The organism is Sphingomonas sp. PP-CC-1A-547 (assembly GCF_003610375.1).
Taxonomy (GTDB): domain Bacteria; phylum Pseudomonadota; class Alphaproteobacteria; order Sphingomonadales; family Sphingomonadaceae; genus Sphingomonas.
The window spans coordinates 312,132-328,054 of the sequence record NZ_RAPZ01000011.1; the positions used below are offsets into that span (position 1 = coordinate 312,132).

Sequence of the window (15,923 nt, forward strand, 5' to 3'; positions counted from 1 at the left end):
CGTCTCGTGGTGGGGCCGGCTACCGATATAAAAGATGCGTGTCAAACATCATTTGAGCAATATAGTTTCAAATTGCTGCAGGCGCGTTGGGAGATCGAGCGCTTCGGTGCGGGTCCAAGCAGCGGGTGGCTGGTGCCGGAGCCACGTATATTGTCGCTTGGCGTAGCGCCGCGTGGCGAGCGATCCGGCGGCGATGGCGTCGGGTTGCGAGGTCTCTCCACGGACGAGCGCGGCGATCTCGGGCACACCGATCGCGCGGCGGATCGGCGCGTCCTGCGGGATGTCGGTGCGGGCGAGCAGCGCGGCGATCTCCTCGCGGCTGGTATCGGCCATCTTGGCGAAGCGCTGGTCGATGCGCGCGTTGAGCCAGTCGCGGTCGGGGATCAGGATCAGCGCGCAGACGTCGATCGTGTCGCCGATCCCGCCGATCTTCTCGGTCTGCCAGTCGGTAAGCGTACGGCCGGTGCCGCGGACGACTTCGAGCGCGCGGGCGACGCGGGTGGTGTCGGCTGCGTTGAGCTTGGTCGCGGCTTGCGGGTCGAGTTGCGTGAGCGCGGCGTGCGCCTCCGCCACGGGGAGGGCGCGGACCTCCTCGCGAAGGGCCGGGTCGATCTCGGGAACAGGCGCGATACCGTCGAGCAAGGTGCGGATATAGAGCCCGGTCCCGCCAACCAGGATCGGCAGCTTCCCCTCCGCGAGCGTGTCTCGGATCGCCAGCGTTGCCTCGGCGGCCCAGCGTGCGGCGGAGTAGCTCGCATCGGCGGCGTCGACATGGCCGAACAGTCGGTGCGGGGCGCTTGCTTCTTCTTCCGCCGACGGGCGCGCGGTGAGGATGCGGAGGTCGGCATAGACCTGCGCGGAGTCGGCGTTGATGACGACGCCGTCGTGGCGGTCGGCTACGGCCAGCGCGAGCGCGGACTTGCCGCTCGCGGTCGGCCCTGCGATGAGCGCGACCTTCGGGAGAGCGCCCGTTGATTGGGAGATGGGTATGTTCACGGCAACGCTTATAGCCTCGGGCACGCTGACCGCAGGCGATATTTCGACCGCGATGGACCGCTTGCGCGACGCAGGCTGCGCACCGGGTGCGAGCGGCTGGATCGACGAGGGCGACGCCGCCGACCTGATCTTCGGGATGGCGCCCGATGTGGGGCGGACTGCGCTCGAGGGCGCATTTCCCGCGACAGACGTGATCGTGCAGTCGAGCCTGACGCGCACCAAGAAGCTGCTGGTCGCGGACATGGACTCCACCATGATCACCGTCGAATGCATCGACGAACTGGCGGACTATGCCGGGATCAAGCCGCAGATCGCAGAGATCACCGAGCGCGCGATGCGCGGTGAACTCGATTTCGAAGCCGCGCTCGATGCGCGCGTAGCGCTCCTCAAAGGCCTGGCCGAAAGCGACATCGAACGCTGCTTAGCCGAGCGCGTGACGATCATGCCTGGCGCCAAGGCTTTGGTGCGGACGATGCGTGCAAGGGGGGCGCTGGCGGTGCTGGTGTCGGGCGGGTTCACGCGGTTCGCGGAGCCGGTGGCAAAGGAGATCGGCTTTGACCGCGCGATCGCCAACGTGCTCGAGATCGAGAGTGGCGTGCTAACGGGGACGGTGACCAAACCGATCATAGGGTCGAACACGAAGCTGACGACGCTACGGGCCGCGATCGCCGAGCGGGGGATCGTGGTGGAAGAATCGCTTGCAGTTGGCGACGGTGCGAACGACCTTGCGATGATCGAGGCGGCGGGGCTGGGCGTGGCCTACCACGCCAAGCCGATCGTTGCAGCGGCGGCAGCCGCGCGCATCGATCACGGCGACCTGACGACGCTACTTTATGTCCAGGGCATCGCGAAGCGCGACTGGATCACGGCCTAGACTTCTTACCCTTCCCTGGAAGGGAGGGGCAGGGGGTGGGTCGGTTTCCGCGTTAATCGGACCGTCGTGGTTCAAGCCGGCCGACCCACCCCCCAACCCCTCCCTTCCAGGGAGGGGCGCAGAAGTTAAAGTCAGGCCTTCGCCAGCGGCGTCCCGCTCGCGTTGCATACATATGTCGCCAGTTCCTCACGCAACGGCAAACCCTTGATTGGCCGCAACGGGCCATCATGCGCTACGTTCGTCTCGACCAGCGCGCGGTTTGGTCCAACGCCCAGCACATGGAACAACCGCTTGCCGCAATCGGTCTCGGTGCGCGCATAGGCGACGTTGCCGTCATGTTCCTGCCGCAGGATCGCGATGATCGTGCCGCTGGCCGCTTTCCGTTCGCGCAACAGGAAATGCCGCGACGTCGGATCCGACGGGGTCGGGATAAGCCGCCCCTTCACGGTAAGCTGCTCGGGCTTGGGTACCGCGACGTCCGTCTCGGCGAGATTGCGCAGAGACACGCCGTTATCCACCATCGCGTCGTTGCTCGTGGTCGTCGCAGGCTGCTCGCCAGAACACGCGGCCAACAGCGTCGCGCCGGCAACTGCCAGCGCCAAGGTCTTCGAAATCATGCATCTAGCTCCCGGTCGATGTCGAAACGAAACGACCGGTCCAGCTATTTGATCCCTGCCGCACCCGATCGCTCGTCCGCCGGGCAAAGGCACGATCGCTCAGCGCGCCTTTTTGTCAGCCACCCGGTCCGCCCGCGCCACGGACTTCGGAGAAACGGCAGGTTCGCAGATGCGACGCGTTGGCTGGCACGCAATCCCGACCGTAGAACACCCTTTGACGTTAGGCGCGGTAGGACACGCGCGGCACTGCTGCTTGATCTCGGTGCAAGTCGATGGCGCCGACAACAGCGCCAGGGTCAGGAAGAACATTCGCACATCCTCGTCATGAGTATCGTAGCGGCCGGGCTCATTCGCTCAGGGCGCGACGATCACGCACGCCACGCCAGACGCCGAGCAAGCCCGCGTCGCATCCGCCTTCGATGCAAAGCCGCCCGCCTGGAGCCGCGTCACGCCGCCCGCCTTCGCGTAGAAGGGCTGTGCACCGCGCAGCTTGCCGCGAACCTTGTTCCACTGCGTCTCGGCATTGCCCTGGTCGCGGAACGCACCGAGCTGCACGCGCCAATTGCCCGTCGCACGCACCGGCGCGGGCTTGGCCGCTATAGCTTTTGCCGGCGCAGGTTTCGTCGGCGCAGGCTTGGGCGGCTTCACCTGCGCCTGCCTGACCGGTGCCGGCTCGCGCATCGGCGTCGGTTCCCGCGTCGGGGCCGGTTCGCGTGTCGGCCCGGGGACGCGCGCAGGAAGCGAACTCGGCGGCAGCTTCGACGGACGCGGCGCGCTGGCGGTACGCGGCGGCGCGACCGGCGTTTGCCCGATCGTCGCACGCGAAGGCCCCGGCGGCGGGGATTGCAACGCATATTGCTGCGCCAGCGCGGTGCCCTTCTCGCGGTCGGTGGGCGAGATATACTGGTCCATCTGCGCGAGCGTCTGCGAGGCCGACTGCAAGCCCGACGCCGACGCGCGCGTCATCAGCGCATAGGCTCGCGGGAAATCGCGCGGTATGCCGTCGCCGTTGAACAACATCGTCCCGAGCACCAGCTGCGCCCGCGGTTCACCATGCGCGACCGATTTCTGCAGCCACGGCAGCGCATCCGTCTTTTTTTCGGCCTGGAACAACGCGAGCCCGTAATTGTCGGCGGCCTGCACATGCCCCTGCATCGCCGCCTTCCGGAACCAGCTCTCGGCCAGCACCGGATCCAGCGGTACGCCGCGCCCCAGCTTGTACGCCTGCGCCAGGTTGAACTGCGCGTCCGCATCGCCCGCCACCGCCAGCGGGCGCCACTCGGTGATCGCACGCGGATAATCGCCCTTCGCCCAGGCATCGACGCCGGCCTTCACATCGGCAAACGCAGGGACGGCGGCCAGCATTCCGCTCAACGCGATCGCACCCACCAAAAGCTTACGCCGAACCGTCATCGCCATCCCTCATACCGTCTCGCCGCCACCATGCCGCCGTTCGTCGCGCAAGGCAAAGGGCGACCGTTCCCGATGCCCAACATCGCGCCTCGGTAAGTCATTATGAAGTCGCGTTAACCGCTTCTTTAAACCGATATGGCACTGCGTACGCGAATACCGGGAGTGGGAACTATGTGCGGTCTAGCGTTTGCCATGAAACAGGGATTGCCCCGATGACCACGCGCGCTCTCCTCCTCGGCGGCATCTCCGCCCTCCTGCTCGGGGGTACGATGGTCGGCTGTGCCGCGAACGGGGGCGGCATCGCCTCGGCCAGCGACCGCAATGCGGCCCTCGCGACAAAGGGTGCGGCCGGCGATGTGGGGCAGGCGCAGGCGGCACTCGCGCGCAACGATGGTCCCATCGCGATCGGTTATGCGGAGCGTGCGGTGGCACTCATGCCGCAGCAGGCGGACTACCGGATGCTGCTCGGCCAGAGCTATCTCAAGGGCGGGCGGTTCGCCTCGGCCTCGCACGCGTTCGCCGACGCGCTGCAACTGTCGCCCACCAACGGCAGGGCGGCGCTCAACCTCGCGCTGTCGCAGATCGCAACCGGAGACTGGCAGTCGGCGCGTCATAGCCTCGAAGCGAACGCCGCGATCATCCCAGCGGTCGATCGTGGCCTTGCCCTGTCGCTCGCGGGCGACACCGCCGGTGGGATCGCGGTCCTGACCGAAGCCGCCCGTTCGCCAGCCTCGAATGCGAAGATACGCCAGAACCTCGCGCTGAGCTTCGCGCTGGCGGGACGCTGGCAGGAGGCACGCGTGGTCGCGGCGGCGGACATGGCACCAGCAGACGTCGACGCCCGGCTCGAGCAATGGGCTTTGTTCGCTCAGCCGGCCAAGGCGTCGGACCAAGTCGCGAGCCTGCTCGGCGTTCGCGCAGTACCCGACGCGGGACAACCGGTCGCGCTGGCATTGAACGCGCCAGCTCCGGGTGTTCCGGAACAGGCCTTGGCGGCAGCAGATCCGGTCATCGCGCCGACCGAAGTTGCGCCTGTGCAGATCGCTTCGGTGTCAGCGGCTGGCGTCTCGAAAATCGCGTTCGGACCGCGGCAGGAGGTCGTCCAGGCGTTGCCGACGATGATGCTCCGTCCGTCGGGCGGCCCGATCAAGGTCGCGTCCGCACCCGTCTCATCGGGTCGCGGCATGGCGACCGCGGCGTATCAGGTAAAGGCGCCGGCGACCGGCAATTGGTACGTCCAGCTCGGCGCGTTCGAGAGCGCGGGGGTCGCTAGGGACGGCTGGGCACGCGCCGCACGCCGGTTCGCGGTACTCGCCAGTTATTCGCCGAACGGCATGACGTTCAAGGCGAAGGGCGAGGATGTCTACCGTCTCTCGGTCGGCGGGTTCAGCAAGTCGGCTGCGAATGCGATGTGCCGCCAGTATCACGCCAAGGGCGGCGCCTGCTTCGTCCGCCAAGGTGCCGGCGACGTCATGGCGCAGTGGTTGCGCAAACCCGGCATGCAGTTGGCGTCGCGGTAAGAGAGGCGCACTTCCAAAGTATCGACCACCCCGGCGAAGGCCGGGGCCCAATTGGGGAACGTTTATAACGGGGCGCTGTCCTCAGTTTGCGACGTCCCCCAATTGGGCCCCGGCCTCCGCCGGGGTGGTGCACCCTTACAGAACCTCGCGCCCACCCTTCCACAATCGCAACACGCGCCCCTGCACCGGCAAGCCATCGAACGGCGTATTCCCCGCCTCCGCCAGAAACTCTTCCCCGACGATCTGCCAAGGCGCGAGCCGGTCGAACAGCATCAGGTCGGCCGGCTTGCCCACCTCCAGCGTCCCCGTATCCAGCCCCAGCACCCGCGCCGGATTGCTGGCGAGCAGCGCGAACAGCCGCTCCAGTGTCAGCAACTCGTCACGCACCAGCATCAGCGCGAGCGGCAACAGCGTCTCCGCCCCTGCCATCCCGCTACTCGAATCGGTGAACGGCAACCGCTTCTCCTCCGGCCCGCGCGGCTCGTGCCCCGAACACAGCACGTCGATCGTGCCGTCTGCGATCGCCTCGAGCGCCGCGCGACGGTCGCTCTCGGCGCGCAACGGCGGCGACAGCAGCGCGAACGACCGGAAATCACTGACCGCGATCTCCGACAGATGCAGATGCGCCGGCGTGATCCCGCAGGTTACCGACACGCCACGACGCTTCGCCGCACGGATCAGTTCGAACCCGGCAGCCGTCGTAACCTGGCGAATGTGGATACGAGCCCCAGTATCCTCGGCAAGCATCAGGTCTCGCGCGATCGCCAGCGCCTCGGCCACCGCCGGTGCGGCAGGCAGGCCGAGCCGGGTCGCCGTCTCGCCCTCGGTCGCGACCGCGCCGGCGGTCAGTCCAACATCCTCGGCATGCGCGATCACCGTCACGTCGAGATCGCGCGCATAGGACAGCACACGCCGCATCACGCCGCTGTCGGCGATCCAGTGCTTGCCCGTGCCCACCGCCTTGGCGCCAGCCGAAAGACAGATCGCCATCTCGGCGAGGTCATGGCCTTCGAGTCCGCGCGTCGCGGCCGCGATCGGGTGAATCCACAGGTCGGGCTTGCCGATCAACGCGGCGCGCTGGACGATGCCGGGGTCGTCCAGCACCGGCGACTGGTCGGGCATTAGGCCGATCCGCACAATCCCGCCGGCGCGAAACGCCGCACGATCGACCTTAGCCACGCCAAGATCGACGATTCCCGGCGCGACCGTCTTGCCGCCACAGTCGACGATGTCCGCACCGGCCGGAATATCGACGATCCCGGTCGCGACGATCACGCCATCGCGGACCAGCAGATTGCCCCTCGACACGCCGCCGACGGGGCAGGCGAGCGTCACGTTGGTGAGTGCGAGGATCATGCCCAACCCTCCACGCCGCGCGCTCTTCGGGTCAGCACGTCGAGGCAGGCCATCCGGACGGCGACCCCCATCTCGACCTGCTCGGTGATCGCCGAGCGAGCGTGATCGGCCACCGCGGAGTCGATCTCCACACCCCGGTTCATCGGCCCAGGGTGCATCACCAGCGCATCCGGCGCCGCCTTCGCCAACCGGTCGAGCGTCAAGCCGTAGCGCATACGGTATTCGCGCGTGGAAGGGACATAAGCGCCATCCATCCGCTCGTTCTGCAACCGCAGCATCATTACCACGTCCGCACCCTCCAACGCCTTGTCGAAATCGGTAAACGCACGCACGCCCATCCGCTCGATCATCGGTGGCATCAGCGTCGAGGGCGCACAGACGCGCACCTCTGCGGCAAGCGCGGTCAGCGCCAGGATGTTCGAGCGCGCGACCCGGCTGTGCAGCAGGTCGCCGCAGATCACGATGCGCTGCCCGGCGATCGAGCCCTTCCGCCGCCGGATCGTCAGCGCATCGAGCAACGCCTGCGTCGGATGCTCATGCCGCCCGTCGCCCGCGTTCAGCACCGGACAATCGACCTTGTCCGCAATCAACCGCACCGCGCCGCTGGACATATGCCGGATCACGATTACGTCCGCGCGCATCGCGTTCAACGTCATCGCGGTGTCGATCAGCGTCTCGCCCTTCTTCACGCTGGACTGCGCGGCGTGCATGTTGACGACGTCGGCGCCGAGCCGCTTGCCGGCGATCTCGAACGACAAGAGCGTGCGCGTGCTGTTCTCGAAAAACGCGTTGATCTGGGTAAGCCCGGCCAACCGCTTGTCCGGCGTCGCATGAGTCCGGTTCGCCTCGACCCACGTCTCCGCCTCGTCGAGCAGGAACGCGATCTCGTGTGGCTGGAGCCCGTCGATACCGGTGAGATGCCGGTGCGGGAAGACGGCGCCGCCTTCGATGAGGGCGGCGGGGCGGTGATCTGAGGTTCGCATTAAAAGCGCGGGATAGTGTCGGCGGGGGCAGGGGGCAAGCGTCGCGCGACGCCTCGCTGCATCCGCATGGTTAACCGCATGTTAGCGCGGGCATGGGATGGCGATGGCGAACGGGGGGAATGATGCAGGACGCAGCGGCACGGACGATGGGGCGATGGTGGGAAACGCGGTGGTTCGCGCTGGCCCTCGTCCTGGCGTCCGCAGTGCCGTTGCTATGGCCCGCGCTGCCCCCGCTCGGCGATCTGCCCGGCCATATGGGGCGCTGGCATATTGCGATGGCGCTACCGACATCGCCCGATCTCCAGCGCTATTACGCATATCACTGGGCGCTGATTCCCAATCTCGGGATGGACCTGCTCGTACCGGCGCTGTCGCACCTGCTCCCCTTCGAGGTCGCGACCAAGCTGGCGGTGATCGCGATCCCGATGCTGACCGCCACCGGACTGTTATGGGCCGCGCGAGAGGCGCATGGGCGGATACCGCCGACCGCGATGTTCGCGTTGCCGCTCGCCTATGCCTGGCCATTCCAGTTCGGCTTCGTCAATTTCGCGCTGTCTCAGGCGCTGGCGTTCTGCGCACTGGCGCTGTGGATCCGGCTGGGGCGACAGGGTCGCCTGATCATACGCGCGCTGCTCTTCGTACCCGTTGCATGCGTAATATGGATTTCGCACAGCTTCGGCTGGGGGCTGCTGGGGCTGATGACAGCAGGCGCGGACATCGCGCGGCTTCGCACGGCAGGCCGTGGCTGGCCGGCGGCGCTCGTCGGTGCGGCGATCCAGTGTCTGTCGATGACGGTCCCGCTCCTCGTCATGCTGGCGTCTATCGGGGCCGGGACGGGCGCGGCAGCGGGCGGGCTTGGCGGCGAGGGCTGGTTCGACGCACCGGTGAAGCTGGTATGGCTCGTTTCGCTGTTCCGCGATCACTGGCCATGGTTCGATCTCCTCTCGCTGCTGCCGTTGATCGCCATGCTGTATGCCGGAATGCGGAGCGCTTGCCTCGGGTTCTCGCCGCTGCTGGGCATACCCGCGCTGCTGTGCCTCGCAGCGTTCGTCGTCCTTCCACGATTGCTGATGGGGGGCGCCTATGTCGACATGCGGATGGCTCCCGCCGCGGTGATGCTGGGATTGATCGCGATCGCGCCGCGCGATTCGCGAATGGCACGCACGCTGGCCGTGATGGCCACTGCCTTCCTGGTCTTGCGCCTGGCAGGCACGACGCTGAGCTTTGTCGAACGCTCCAGCGATCAACAACGTGAACTTGCGGCTGTTGCAGTCATCCCGCATGGCGCTGCGGTACTGTCGCTAGTCGAGTTGCCATGTGGAGGCGCGTGGGACGACCTGCGGCGCAATCACCTTCCTGCCCTCGCGATCGTCCGACGGGACGTGTTCACCAACGAGCAATGGGCGATCGAGGGACAGCAATCGCTGCACATCCGCTACGCGATCGCCGCACCCTATACCGGTGACCCGACCCAGAGCGTCTTTCCGTCGATCTGTTCGACCGTCGGCTCCAATTTCGCCAAGACGATCGCACGGTTTCCCCGTGCCGCGTTCACGCACGTCTGGACAATCGGTTTCTTGCCCGGCGCGGCGAAGGCAGCGGACCTGCGCATGATCTGGACCAATGGCGGTTCGGCACTCTACCGGGTGGAACGCCGCTAGATCTGGGCCGTCACCAGCGCGTCGATGGCCCCCTGGAGGATGTACGCGGCGGCCATCTTGTCGACGAGTTCGGCGCGTTTGGCGCGACTCGCGTCCTGTTCGATCAGCGTGCGGGTGACCGCGACGGTCGACCAGCGCTCGTCCTGAAGCAGGATCGGGAGGCCCATGTCCTTGAGGTTCTGCGCGAACGCCCGGGTCGACTGCGACCGTGGGCTCTCGCTACCGTCGAGGTTGATCGGCAGGCCGATGACGAGCCCGACGACCGCCTGCGCCTTGATGATCTCGGCAAGCGCGGCCTTGTCCTTCTGGAACTTGGTACGGCGGATCAGGAGCGCGGGGCTCGCGAACGACCAGCCGGCGTCGCAGAGCGCGGTGCCGATCGTCTTGGTGCCGACGTCGAGACCGATCAGCCGGCCACCGTTCGGGAGCGCATCGCGGAACTGCGCGGCGGAGAGCGTGATCATTTGAAAGCCTTCAGGCGGCGGTTGGCGTCGGCGCGGATGTTCGCCCAGAACAGGCTGTAGTCGTAGACGTGGTAATTGTTGCCGGGCAGCACGTACGGCCCGAGGTTCGGGCCCTCGCCGATCAGCAGGAAGCCGCGGTCGGCGCAGCGTGCGGGCACGCTGCTGATCGCGATCGTCGCGGTCTTCAGGTCCGCGGACGGGACGAGCGTGCCGAGGTTGGCGGTGGCGGGCGCGGTCGCGTCGGCGGTGCCGGTCAGCGGATTGGTGCAGACCATCGGCGTGCCCTTGCGCGGCTGGCCGTTGAAGCCGGTGGTCTGGTCATAGGCGTCGACGATCAGCGACGGATCGGCAGGTTCGGCAAAGCTCTCCCACGACAGGATACAGCCGGTCTGGTCGGCGGTGCGGCACTCGGCGAGGCCCATCTTCGGAAGATCGGTCGCGCGCGAGACGGGCCAGCCGACTACATAGGCCGCGACGATCCGTGCCTTCAGCTTGGGATCAGTGGCGATGCGGTCGCGGAGGAGGCGGGTGAGATGGAGCGCACCCTGGCTGTGGCCGGCGAGGATGATCGGGCGGGTCGGGCCGGCTTCCTTGAGGAATCGGTCGAACGCCGCAGACACATCGCCGTAAGCGAGCGCCAGTGCGCGTTCACTATCCGCAACGCTGGTCAGGAACGCGCCGAACGTCGCCTGGCGATACCGCGGCGCCCAGATGTCGCCCGCTTCGTTGAACGCGCTCGCCTGGCCGCGCAGGAACAGTTCCGCTCGCGCATTGGTCTCGGGATCGTCGATCGGCGCGTTCCAATGGTCGCGGTTGATGTACGACGTCGGGTGGATGAAGAAGATCGCTGCGCCCGTGCCGCGCTCGCCGGTCGTGTAACCGGGCGGCGTCCAGAGCGCAGGGTTACCTGGCGCATCGGGGCGGGCGAGCCACATGATTTTCCGCGCGTAGATGTTCCGCGGGGCTTCGCGCTGCGCCTGGAAAGTCTCGCTCGGCACCATAACCGCGCGCATCAACTGCGTGCCGAACAGGCGGTACGCGAGCAGGGCGGCGATCGCGAGGACGATCATCGCGGCGACGAAATAGAGAAACTTGCGGGCCAAGCGGGACCTTCCGTGCAGGCGGTTGGGTTCCCGTGCCGGAAGCTGGGGAAGGTTGCAACGGGCTCCCTAACGATCCTCCCCCGCCAGGGGGAGGTGGCTGGCCCTTGCCAGACGGAGGGGGAGGTGAGGGTAACCGCCGTTCCGTGTCCTCCCCCTCCGTCGCTTCGCGCCACCTCCCCCTAGCGGGGGAGGATTCGAAGAAGGCGGGAAACATATTGCGCCCCCGCCGCGCCGGGTGCTAGCCGCAGCCCATGTCCGTAGATACTGCAACCGTGAAGCGGATCGCGAGCCTTGCGCGCATCGCGATCACCGACGAGGACGCCGCCCGCATGGCGCCGGAACTCGGAAACATCCTTGGCTGGATCGAGATGCTCGAAGAGGTCGACACGACCGGTATCGAGCCGATGACCGCCGTCATCCCCAACACACTGCGGCTGCGCGACGACGTCGTCAACGCCGACCCGCTGACCGGCGGCGGCATCCGCGAGCAGGTTCTCGCCAACGCGCCCGTGGCCGAACACGGCTTCTTCGCCGTGCCGAAGGTGATCGAATAATGACCGACCTCACAGATCTCGGGATCGCAGCGATCCGCGACGGCGTCCGCGATGGTTCCTTCAAGGCCCGCGAAGTCGCCGATGCGTTCATCGTCAAGGTGAGCCAGGCCAAGGCGTTGAACGCGTTTCTTGTCGAGACGCCAGACCACGCGATCGCCGCTGCCACCGCAGCTGATACCGCACGCGAAGCCGGCGAGACGCTCAAGCCGCTGGCCGGCGTGCCGATCGGCATGAAGGACCTTTTCTGCACCAAGGGCGTCACGACGACCGCGGCGAGCCATATCCTCGAAGGCTTCACGCCGACCTATGAGTCGACCGTCTCGCAGAATTTGTGGGAAGCGGGCGCGGGGATGCTCGGCAAGCTGAACATGGACCAGTTCGCGATGGGCTCGTCGAACGAGACGTCCGCATTCGGCAACGTGATCTCGCCGTGGAAGCGCAACGACGGCGGCGACGCTTCGCTCGCACCCGGCGGCTCGTCGGGCGGGTCGTCGTCGGCGGTCGCCGCCCGGCTCTGCCCCGGCGCGACCGGTACCGATACCGGCGGTTCGATCCGCCAGCCTGCCGCCTTCACCGGCATCTCGGGGATCAAGCCGACCTACGGCCGCTGCTCACGCTGGGGGACGATCGCGTTCGCGTCGTCGCTCGACCAGGCCGGGCCGATGGCACGCGACGTCCGTGACTGCGCGATCCTGCTCGAGGCGATGGCCGGGTTCGACGCCAAGGACGGCACCTCGTTGCAGCTCGACGTGCCGAAATGGGAAGCGGGTTTGTCCGCCAATCTCAACGGCCTGCGCGTCGGTATTCCCAAGGAATATCGCGTCGACGGGATGCCCGAGGAGATCGAGGCGCTCTGGCAGCAGGGCATCGACTGGCTCAAGGATGCCGGCGCGACGATCGTCGAGGTCTCGCTCCCGCACACCAAATACGCGTTGCCCGCCTATTACATCATCGCGCCCGCCGAAGCCTCGTCGAACCTCGCGCGCTATGACGGCGTTCGCTACGGGATTCGTGACCTGCCGACCGGCGCCGGCTTGCAGGACATGTACGCCGCGACGCGTGCGGATGGCTTCGGCCCCGAGGTGAAGCGCCGCATCATGATCGGCACCTACGTCCTCTCGGCCGGCTTCTACGACGCGTATTACACGCAGGCGCAGAAGGTCCGGACTCTGATCGCGCGCGATTTCGAGCGGGCTTGGGAGGCGTGCGACGTCCTGCTCACCCCGACCGCACCGTCGGCGGCGTTCGCGCTCGGCGAGAAGTCGGCTGATCCGATCGCGATGTATTTGAACGACGTCTTCACCGTGCCGTCTTCGCTTGCAGGCCTGCCGGCGATGTCGGTGCCGGGTGGGCTCGACAAGCAGGGTCTGCCGCTTGGGCTGCAGATCATCGGCAAGCCGCTCGACGAGCAAGGCGTGCTGAACGCAGGGCTCGCGATCGAACAGCGAGCAGGATTTACCGCGCGACCAGAGGCTTGGTGGTAACATGAGCGATTATCGTATCCAGGGCGAAACCGGCGAGTGGGAGGTCGTGGTCGGCCTCGAAGTGCACGCGCAGGTGACGTCGAACGCCAAGCTCTTTTCGGGCGCGGCGACCGCGTTCGGTGCGGAGCCCAACACGCAGGTGTCGCTGGTCGACGCCGCGATGCCGGGTATGCTGCCGGTCCCGAACCGCGAGTGCATCCGCCAGGCGGTCCGCACCGGCATGGCGATCGAGGCGCAGATCAACGAATGGTCGCGGTTCGACCGGAAGAATTACTTCTACGCCGATCTGCCGCAGGGCTACCAGATCAGCCAGCTCTATCATCCGATCGTCGGTGAAGGCGCAATCGACATCAGCCTCGACGACAAGAATCCCGACGCCGCGGGCAAGCGGATCGGCGTCGAGCGCATCCATGTCGAGCAGGATGCCGGCAAGCTGATGCATGACCAGCATCCGACCCAGTCGTACGTCGATCTCAATCGGTCGGGCGTCGCGCTGATGGAGATCGTGTCGAAGCCCGATCTCGCATCGCCAGCGGAAACAGGGGCTTACCTGCGGAAGCTGCGATCGATCCTGCGCTATGTCGGGTCGTGCGACGGCAACATGGAAGAGGGCTCTATGCGCGCCGACGTCAATGTCAGCGTGCGCAAGCCCGGCGACGAGCTGGGTACGCGGACCGAGACGAAGAACGTCAATTCGGTGCGCTTCGTGATGGCGGTGGTCGAGCAGGAGGCCAAGCGTCAGGTCGAGGTGCTCGAAGCCGGCGGCAAGATCCAGCAGGAAACGCGGCTCTACGATCCCGATCGGAACGAGACGCGCTCGATGCGGTCGAAGGAAGACGCGCATGATTACCGCTACTTCCCGGATCCCGATCTGCTGCCGCTGGTGCTCGACGATGCGTTCCTCGCCGAGTGCCGCGCGTCGTTGCCCGAGCTGCCGGATGCAAAGCGCGCGCGGTACGAGGCGCTGGGGATCACGGCGTATCAGGCGACGGTGTTGACCGCCGAGGTCGAGGCGGCGCGGTGGTTCGATGCGTTGCTCGATGCGGGCGTGAAGCCGGCGGCGGCGGCGAACTGGACGACGTCGGAGCTGTTCGGCGCGCTGAACCGGACCGGCAAGGACATCGAGAACTCGCCGGTGTCGCCGGCGCAGGCGGCGGAGTTGCTGGGCCTGATCGCGGACGGCACGCTGTCGGGAAGTCTCGCCAAGCAGGTGTTCGAGGTGATGCTCGAGACCGGCGACGGCGCGGCGAAGGTCGTTGAGGACCGCGGGTTGAAGCAGACCAGCGACACCGGCGCGATCGAGGCCGTGATCGCCGAGGTTATGGCGGCGAACGCGGACAAGGTCGCGGATTACCGCGGCGGCAAGGACAAGCTGTTCGGGTTCTTCGTGGGCCAGACGATGAAGGCGATGGGGGGGAAGGGTAACCCTGCTGTCGTGAACGAGGTTCTGAAGGGGATGCTTGGGGAGTCGGCGGCTTCGTAAGCTAGCGACTATCTCGCTTTCTCCCGAACCTGCCGGTCTCTCACCTGTGTCCGTTCTCCCGCGAATGCGGGAGTCCAGGGTAACCGAAAGCAGTACTGCTTGATTCCTGGGCCCCCGCGTTCGCGAGGGAACAGAAGGGGAGCCGTCTCCCAATCGCCACCATCCCGGCGAAGGCCGGGCCCAGTTGGGGGACGTTGCTGACTGCGGGCGGCGCTTCGCTACTGCGACTTTTCCAACTGGGCCCCGGCCTTCGCCGGGGTGGCGGCAGTTGGGTGGAGTCGGGGAGCAGCGGACGGCGGGAGGCGGCCTTACGCGTCCCCCTTCTGCGGATGATGGGGCACGAGGATCAGCGTGTTCTCCTCCACCCGCCACGACGCCAGACGCGACAGGAAGTTCATCCCCAACACGTTCGTCTCGCCAAACGCCGGCGACACTACCACCTGCAAGTCCCGCGCGACGATCGCGTCGAGACGTAGCGAGGCGATCTTCCCCGTCTTCGCCGCGATCGACCCGTTGGCGGTCTGCAACACGATCGGCACCACGCCAACCCGCGCCTCGATCCCCGCAGCGTCCGCCGTCTTCTCCGAAATCGCCGTGATCGTCGCGCCGCTGTCGATCAGCAGCCGCTGGCTCACCCCGTCGATCGTCGCGCGCGCCCAGAAATGGCCGTCCGGCGACATGCGGATGCGAACCTCGCCGCCAACAACCTGCTGGTCCTCGATCTTCAGGAACCGCGCGATCTTGCCGACATAGGGATCGAACTGGCGCCGCTGGTCGACCGCGATGAACAGCAGTCCGACGAGGACAAGCGTCATCGCTAGATTGACGAGCGTGCGAATGATGGGGATGCGCTGCGCTACGATCAGCAGCAATACGGCGAGCCCGAGCGCGATATAGACGCTCTGGTGCTCGGCGAAGGTGGGTATCGTGGGGATTATCGGGTCCTGATTGGCGGAGGTGGCACCATAAAGATAGCCACCCCCGCCTGTATGGTTGCTGACGCGAGCTTACTGCGCGTCGTTGTCCTGGTTCTTCACGACGCCGCCGGTACCACCGACGCCGTCGGGCAGGCCGGTGTCCGTGAACGTCTCGGGCTCGTCGCCGCCTTCGCCGCGCTCGACCGCGTCCGAACGCGACTCAACCGCCTGTTCGATGTCGCTGCGGGTATCCTCGTCACGATCCTCGGGGAGCGTTTCGGGGTTCGTGCCGGAATGGGGATCGGTCATATCTTCAAAACTCGGGCTGGATGGGGGCAGGGTCGTTCGACGGACTACCGGGATCGGGAAAATCGACGTCCGGCGCGGGCGGATTGAACTCGGGCGGCGGCGCAGTCGGCTCGACGGGCGAGGTCGGGGTCGGGAATTCTGCCGGGGGTTGGGTAGCCATGATGTCTCTCCTTCTGGGTGTTCAACGCC

General features: G+C 66.8%; 16 protein-coding genes. 6 read left to right on the plus strand and 10 right to left on the minus strand.

The window, feature by feature from the left end; genetic code table 11:
* Nucleotides 1-48: 48 nt before the first annotated feature.
* Nucleotides 49-996: a tRNA (adenosine(37)-N6)-dimethylallyltransferase MiaA gene (gene miaA, locus C8J39_RS07695; protein ID WP_243649774.1), complete on the minus strand. Its 948-nt coding sequence runs from the start codon at nt 994-996 to the stop codon at nt 49-51.
* Here miaA and serB point away from each other — a divergent pair.
* Complete coding sequence (serB, locus tag C8J39_RS07700; protein ID WP_120300464.1) at nt 989-1,870, plus strand: phosphoserine phosphatase SerB; 882 nt, start codon at nt 989-991, stop codon at nt 1,868-1,870. The two genes, miaA and serB, sit on opposite strands and share 8 nt — an antisense overlap.
* A gap of 131 nt (nt 1,871-2,001) precedes the next feature.
* Here serB and C8J39_RS07705 read toward each other — a convergent pair whose 3' ends face one another.
* Nucleotides 2,002-2,487 carry a hypothetical protein gene (locus tag C8J39_RS07705; RefSeq protein WP_120299964.1) on the minus strand — a complete coding sequence of 162 codons (486 nt, stop codon included), beginning with the start codon at nt 2,485-2,487 and terminating at the stop codon, nt 2,002-2,004.
* A 354-nt stretch (nt 2,488-2,841) separates the two neighbouring features.
* Complete coding sequence (locus tag C8J39_RS07710) at nt 2,842-3,900, minus strand: SPOR domain-containing protein (RefSeq protein WP_243649784.1); 1,059 nt, start codon at nt 3,898-3,900, stop codon at nt 2,842-2,844.
* Between the two features lie 212 nt (nt 3,901-4,112).
* Between C8J39_RS07710 and C8J39_RS07715 the strand changes: the two genes are divergently transcribed.
* Nucleotides 4,113-5,420, plus strand: a complete 1,308-nt coding sequence (locus C8J39_RS07715) for an SPOR domain-containing protein (protein ID WP_120299966.1) — start codon at nt 4,113-4,115, stop codon at nt 5,418-5,420.
* Nucleotides 5,421-5,555: 135 nt separating this feature from the next.
* Here the strand turns inward: C8J39_RS07715 and C8J39_RS07720 are convergent, their stop codons facing one another.
* Nucleotides 5,556-6,776, minus strand: a complete 1,221-nt coding sequence (locus tag C8J39_RS07720) for a dihydroorotase family protein (protein ID WP_120299967.1) — start codon at nt 6,774-6,776, stop codon at nt 5,556-5,558.
* Nucleotides 6,773-7,759, minus strand: a complete 987-nt coding sequence (locus C8J39_RS07725) for an aspartate carbamoyltransferase catalytic subunit (RefSeq protein ID WP_120299968.1) — start codon at nt 7,757-7,759, stop codon at nt 6,773-6,775. Before C8J39_RS07725 ends, C8J39_RS07720 begins: the two co-directional genes overlap by 4 nt.
* Before the next feature lie 119 nt (nt 7,760-7,878).
* Between C8J39_RS07725 and C8J39_RS07730 the strand changes: the two genes are divergently transcribed.
* Nucleotides 7,879-9,420 carry a hypothetical protein gene (locus C8J39_RS07730; protein WP_120299969.1) on the plus strand — a complete coding sequence of 514 codons (1,542 nt, stop codon included), beginning with the start codon at nt 7,879-7,881 and terminating at the stop codon, nt 9,418-9,420.
* Here the strand turns inward: C8J39_RS07730 and ruvX are convergent.
* Entirely contained in the window at nt 9,417-9,884 is a 468-nt protein-coding gene (gene ruvX / locus C8J39_RS07735; RefSeq protein ID WP_060524389.1) for a Holliday junction resolvase RuvX, read from the minus strand. The two genes, C8J39_RS07730 and ruvX, sit on opposite strands and share 4 nt — an antisense overlap.
* Nucleotides 9,881-10,987: a DUF3089 domain-containing protein gene (locus C8J39_RS07740; RefSeq protein ID WP_120299970.1), complete on the minus strand. Its 1,107-nt coding sequence runs from the start codon at nt 10,985-10,987 to the stop codon at nt 9,881-9,883. Before C8J39_RS07740 ends, ruvX begins: the two co-directional genes overlap by 4 nt.
* A gap of 251 nt (nt 10,988-11,238) precedes the next feature.
* Here C8J39_RS07740 and gatC point away from each other — a divergent pair, with 251 nt between their 5' ends.
* From gatC to gatB, 3 genes are read left to right on the plus strand one after another with little or no spacing between them, the layout of a single operon-like run.
* The gene (gatC, locus tag C8J39_RS07745; protein ID WP_056048145.1) at nt 11,239-11,541 is read left to right on the plus strand and encodes an Asp-tRNA(Asn)/Glu-tRNA(Gln) amidotransferase subunit GatC; all 303 of its coding nucleotides are present in this window, start codon (nt 11,239-11,241) and stop codon (nt 11,539-11,541) included.
* Nucleotides 11,541-13,025, plus strand: a complete 1,485-nt coding sequence (gene gatA, locus C8J39_RS07750; protein WP_120299971.1) for an Asp-tRNA(Asn)/Glu-tRNA(Gln) amidotransferase subunit GatA — start codon at nt 11,541-11,543, stop codon at nt 13,023-13,025. Before gatC ends, gatA begins: the two co-directional genes overlap by 1 nt.
* Before the next feature lies 1 nt (nt 13,026).
* Entirely contained in the window at nt 13,027-14,508 is a 1,482-nt protein-coding gene (gene gatB, locus C8J39_RS07755; RefSeq protein WP_120299972.1) for an Asp-tRNA(Asn)/Glu-tRNA(Gln) amidotransferase subunit GatB, read from the plus strand.
* Between the two features lie 308 nt (nt 14,509-14,816).
* Here gatB and C8J39_RS07760 read toward each other — a convergent pair whose 3' ends face one another.
* The 3 genes from C8J39_RS07760 to C8J39_RS18725 all read right to left on the minus strand — a co-directional run bounded on the left by C8J39_RS07760 (nt 14,817) and on the right by C8J39_RS18725 (nt 15,894).
* Nucleotides 14,817-15,380, minus strand: a complete 564-nt coding sequence (locus tag C8J39_RS07760) for a TIGR02281 family clan AA aspartic protease (RefSeq protein WP_243649786.1) — start codon at nt 15,378-15,380, stop codon at nt 14,817-14,819.
* 135 nt (nt 15,381-15,515) lie between these two features.
* Nucleotides 15,516-15,734: a hypothetical protein gene (locus C8J39_RS07765; protein WP_120299973.1), complete on the minus strand. Its 219-nt coding sequence runs from the start codon at nt 15,732-15,734 to the stop codon at nt 15,516-15,518.
* Nucleotides 15,735-15,738: 4 nt separating this feature from the next.
* Nucleotides 15,739-15,894, minus strand: coding sequence for a hypothetical protein (locus C8J39_RS18725; RefSeq protein WP_165895164.1), 156 nt, complete (start codon nt 15,892-15,894; stop codon nt 15,739-15,741).
* Nucleotides 15,895-15,923: the final 29 nt, after the last annotated feature.

Excerpts from the sequence above, each read along its gene's own strand:
- serB (WP_120300464.1), top strand. The coding sequence starts at position 989 with ATGTTCACGGCAACGCTTATAGCCTCGGGCACGCTGACCGCAGGCGAT.
- C8J39_RS07705 (WP_120299964.1), bottom strand. The coding sequence starts at position 2,487 with ATGATTTCGAAGACCTTGGCGCTGGCAGTTGCCGGCGCGACGCTGTTG.
- C8J39_RS07710 (WP_243649784.1), bottom strand. The coding sequence starts at position 3,900 with ATGACGGTTCGGCGTAAGCTTTTGGTGGGTGCGATCGCGTTGAGCGGA.
- C8J39_RS07715 (WP_120299966.1), top strand. The coding sequence starts at position 4,113 with ATGACCACGCGCGCTCTCCTCCTCGGCGGCATCTCCGCCCTCCTGCTC.
- C8J39_RS07720 (WP_120299967.1), bottom strand. The coding sequence starts at position 6,776 with ATGATCCTCGCACTCACCAACGTGACGCTCGCCTGCCCCGTCGGCGGC.
- C8J39_RS07725 (WP_120299968.1), bottom strand. The coding sequence starts at position 7,759 with ATGCGAACCTCAGATCACCGCCCCGCCGCCCTCATCGAAGGCGGCGCC.
- C8J39_RS07730 (WP_120299969.1), top strand. The coding sequence starts at position 7,879 with ATGATGCAGGACGCAGCGGCACGGACGATGGGGCGATGGTGGGAAACG.
- ruvX (WP_060524389.1), bottom strand. The coding sequence starts at position 9,884 with ATGATCACGCTCTCCGCCGCGCAGTTCCGCGATGCGCTCCCGAACGGT.
- gatC (WP_056048145.1), top strand. The coding sequence starts at position 11,239 with ATGTCCGTAGATACTGCAACCGTGAAGCGGATCGCGAGCCTTGCGCGC.
- gatA (WP_120299971.1), top strand. The coding sequence starts at position 11,541 with ATGACCGACCTCACAGATCTCGGGATCGCAGCGATCCGCGACGGCGTC.
- gatB (WP_120299972.1), top strand. The coding sequence starts at position 13,027 with ATGAGCGATTATCGTATCCAGGGCGAAACCGGCGAGTGGGAGGTCGTG.
- C8J39_RS07765 (WP_120299973.1), bottom strand. The coding sequence starts at position 15,734 with ATGACCGATCCCCATTCCGGCACGAACCCCGAAACGCTCCCCGAGGAT.
- C8J39_RS18725 (WP_165895164.1), bottom strand. The coding sequence starts at position 15,894 with ATGGCTACCCAACCCCCGGCAGAATTCCCGACCCCGACCTCGCCCGTC.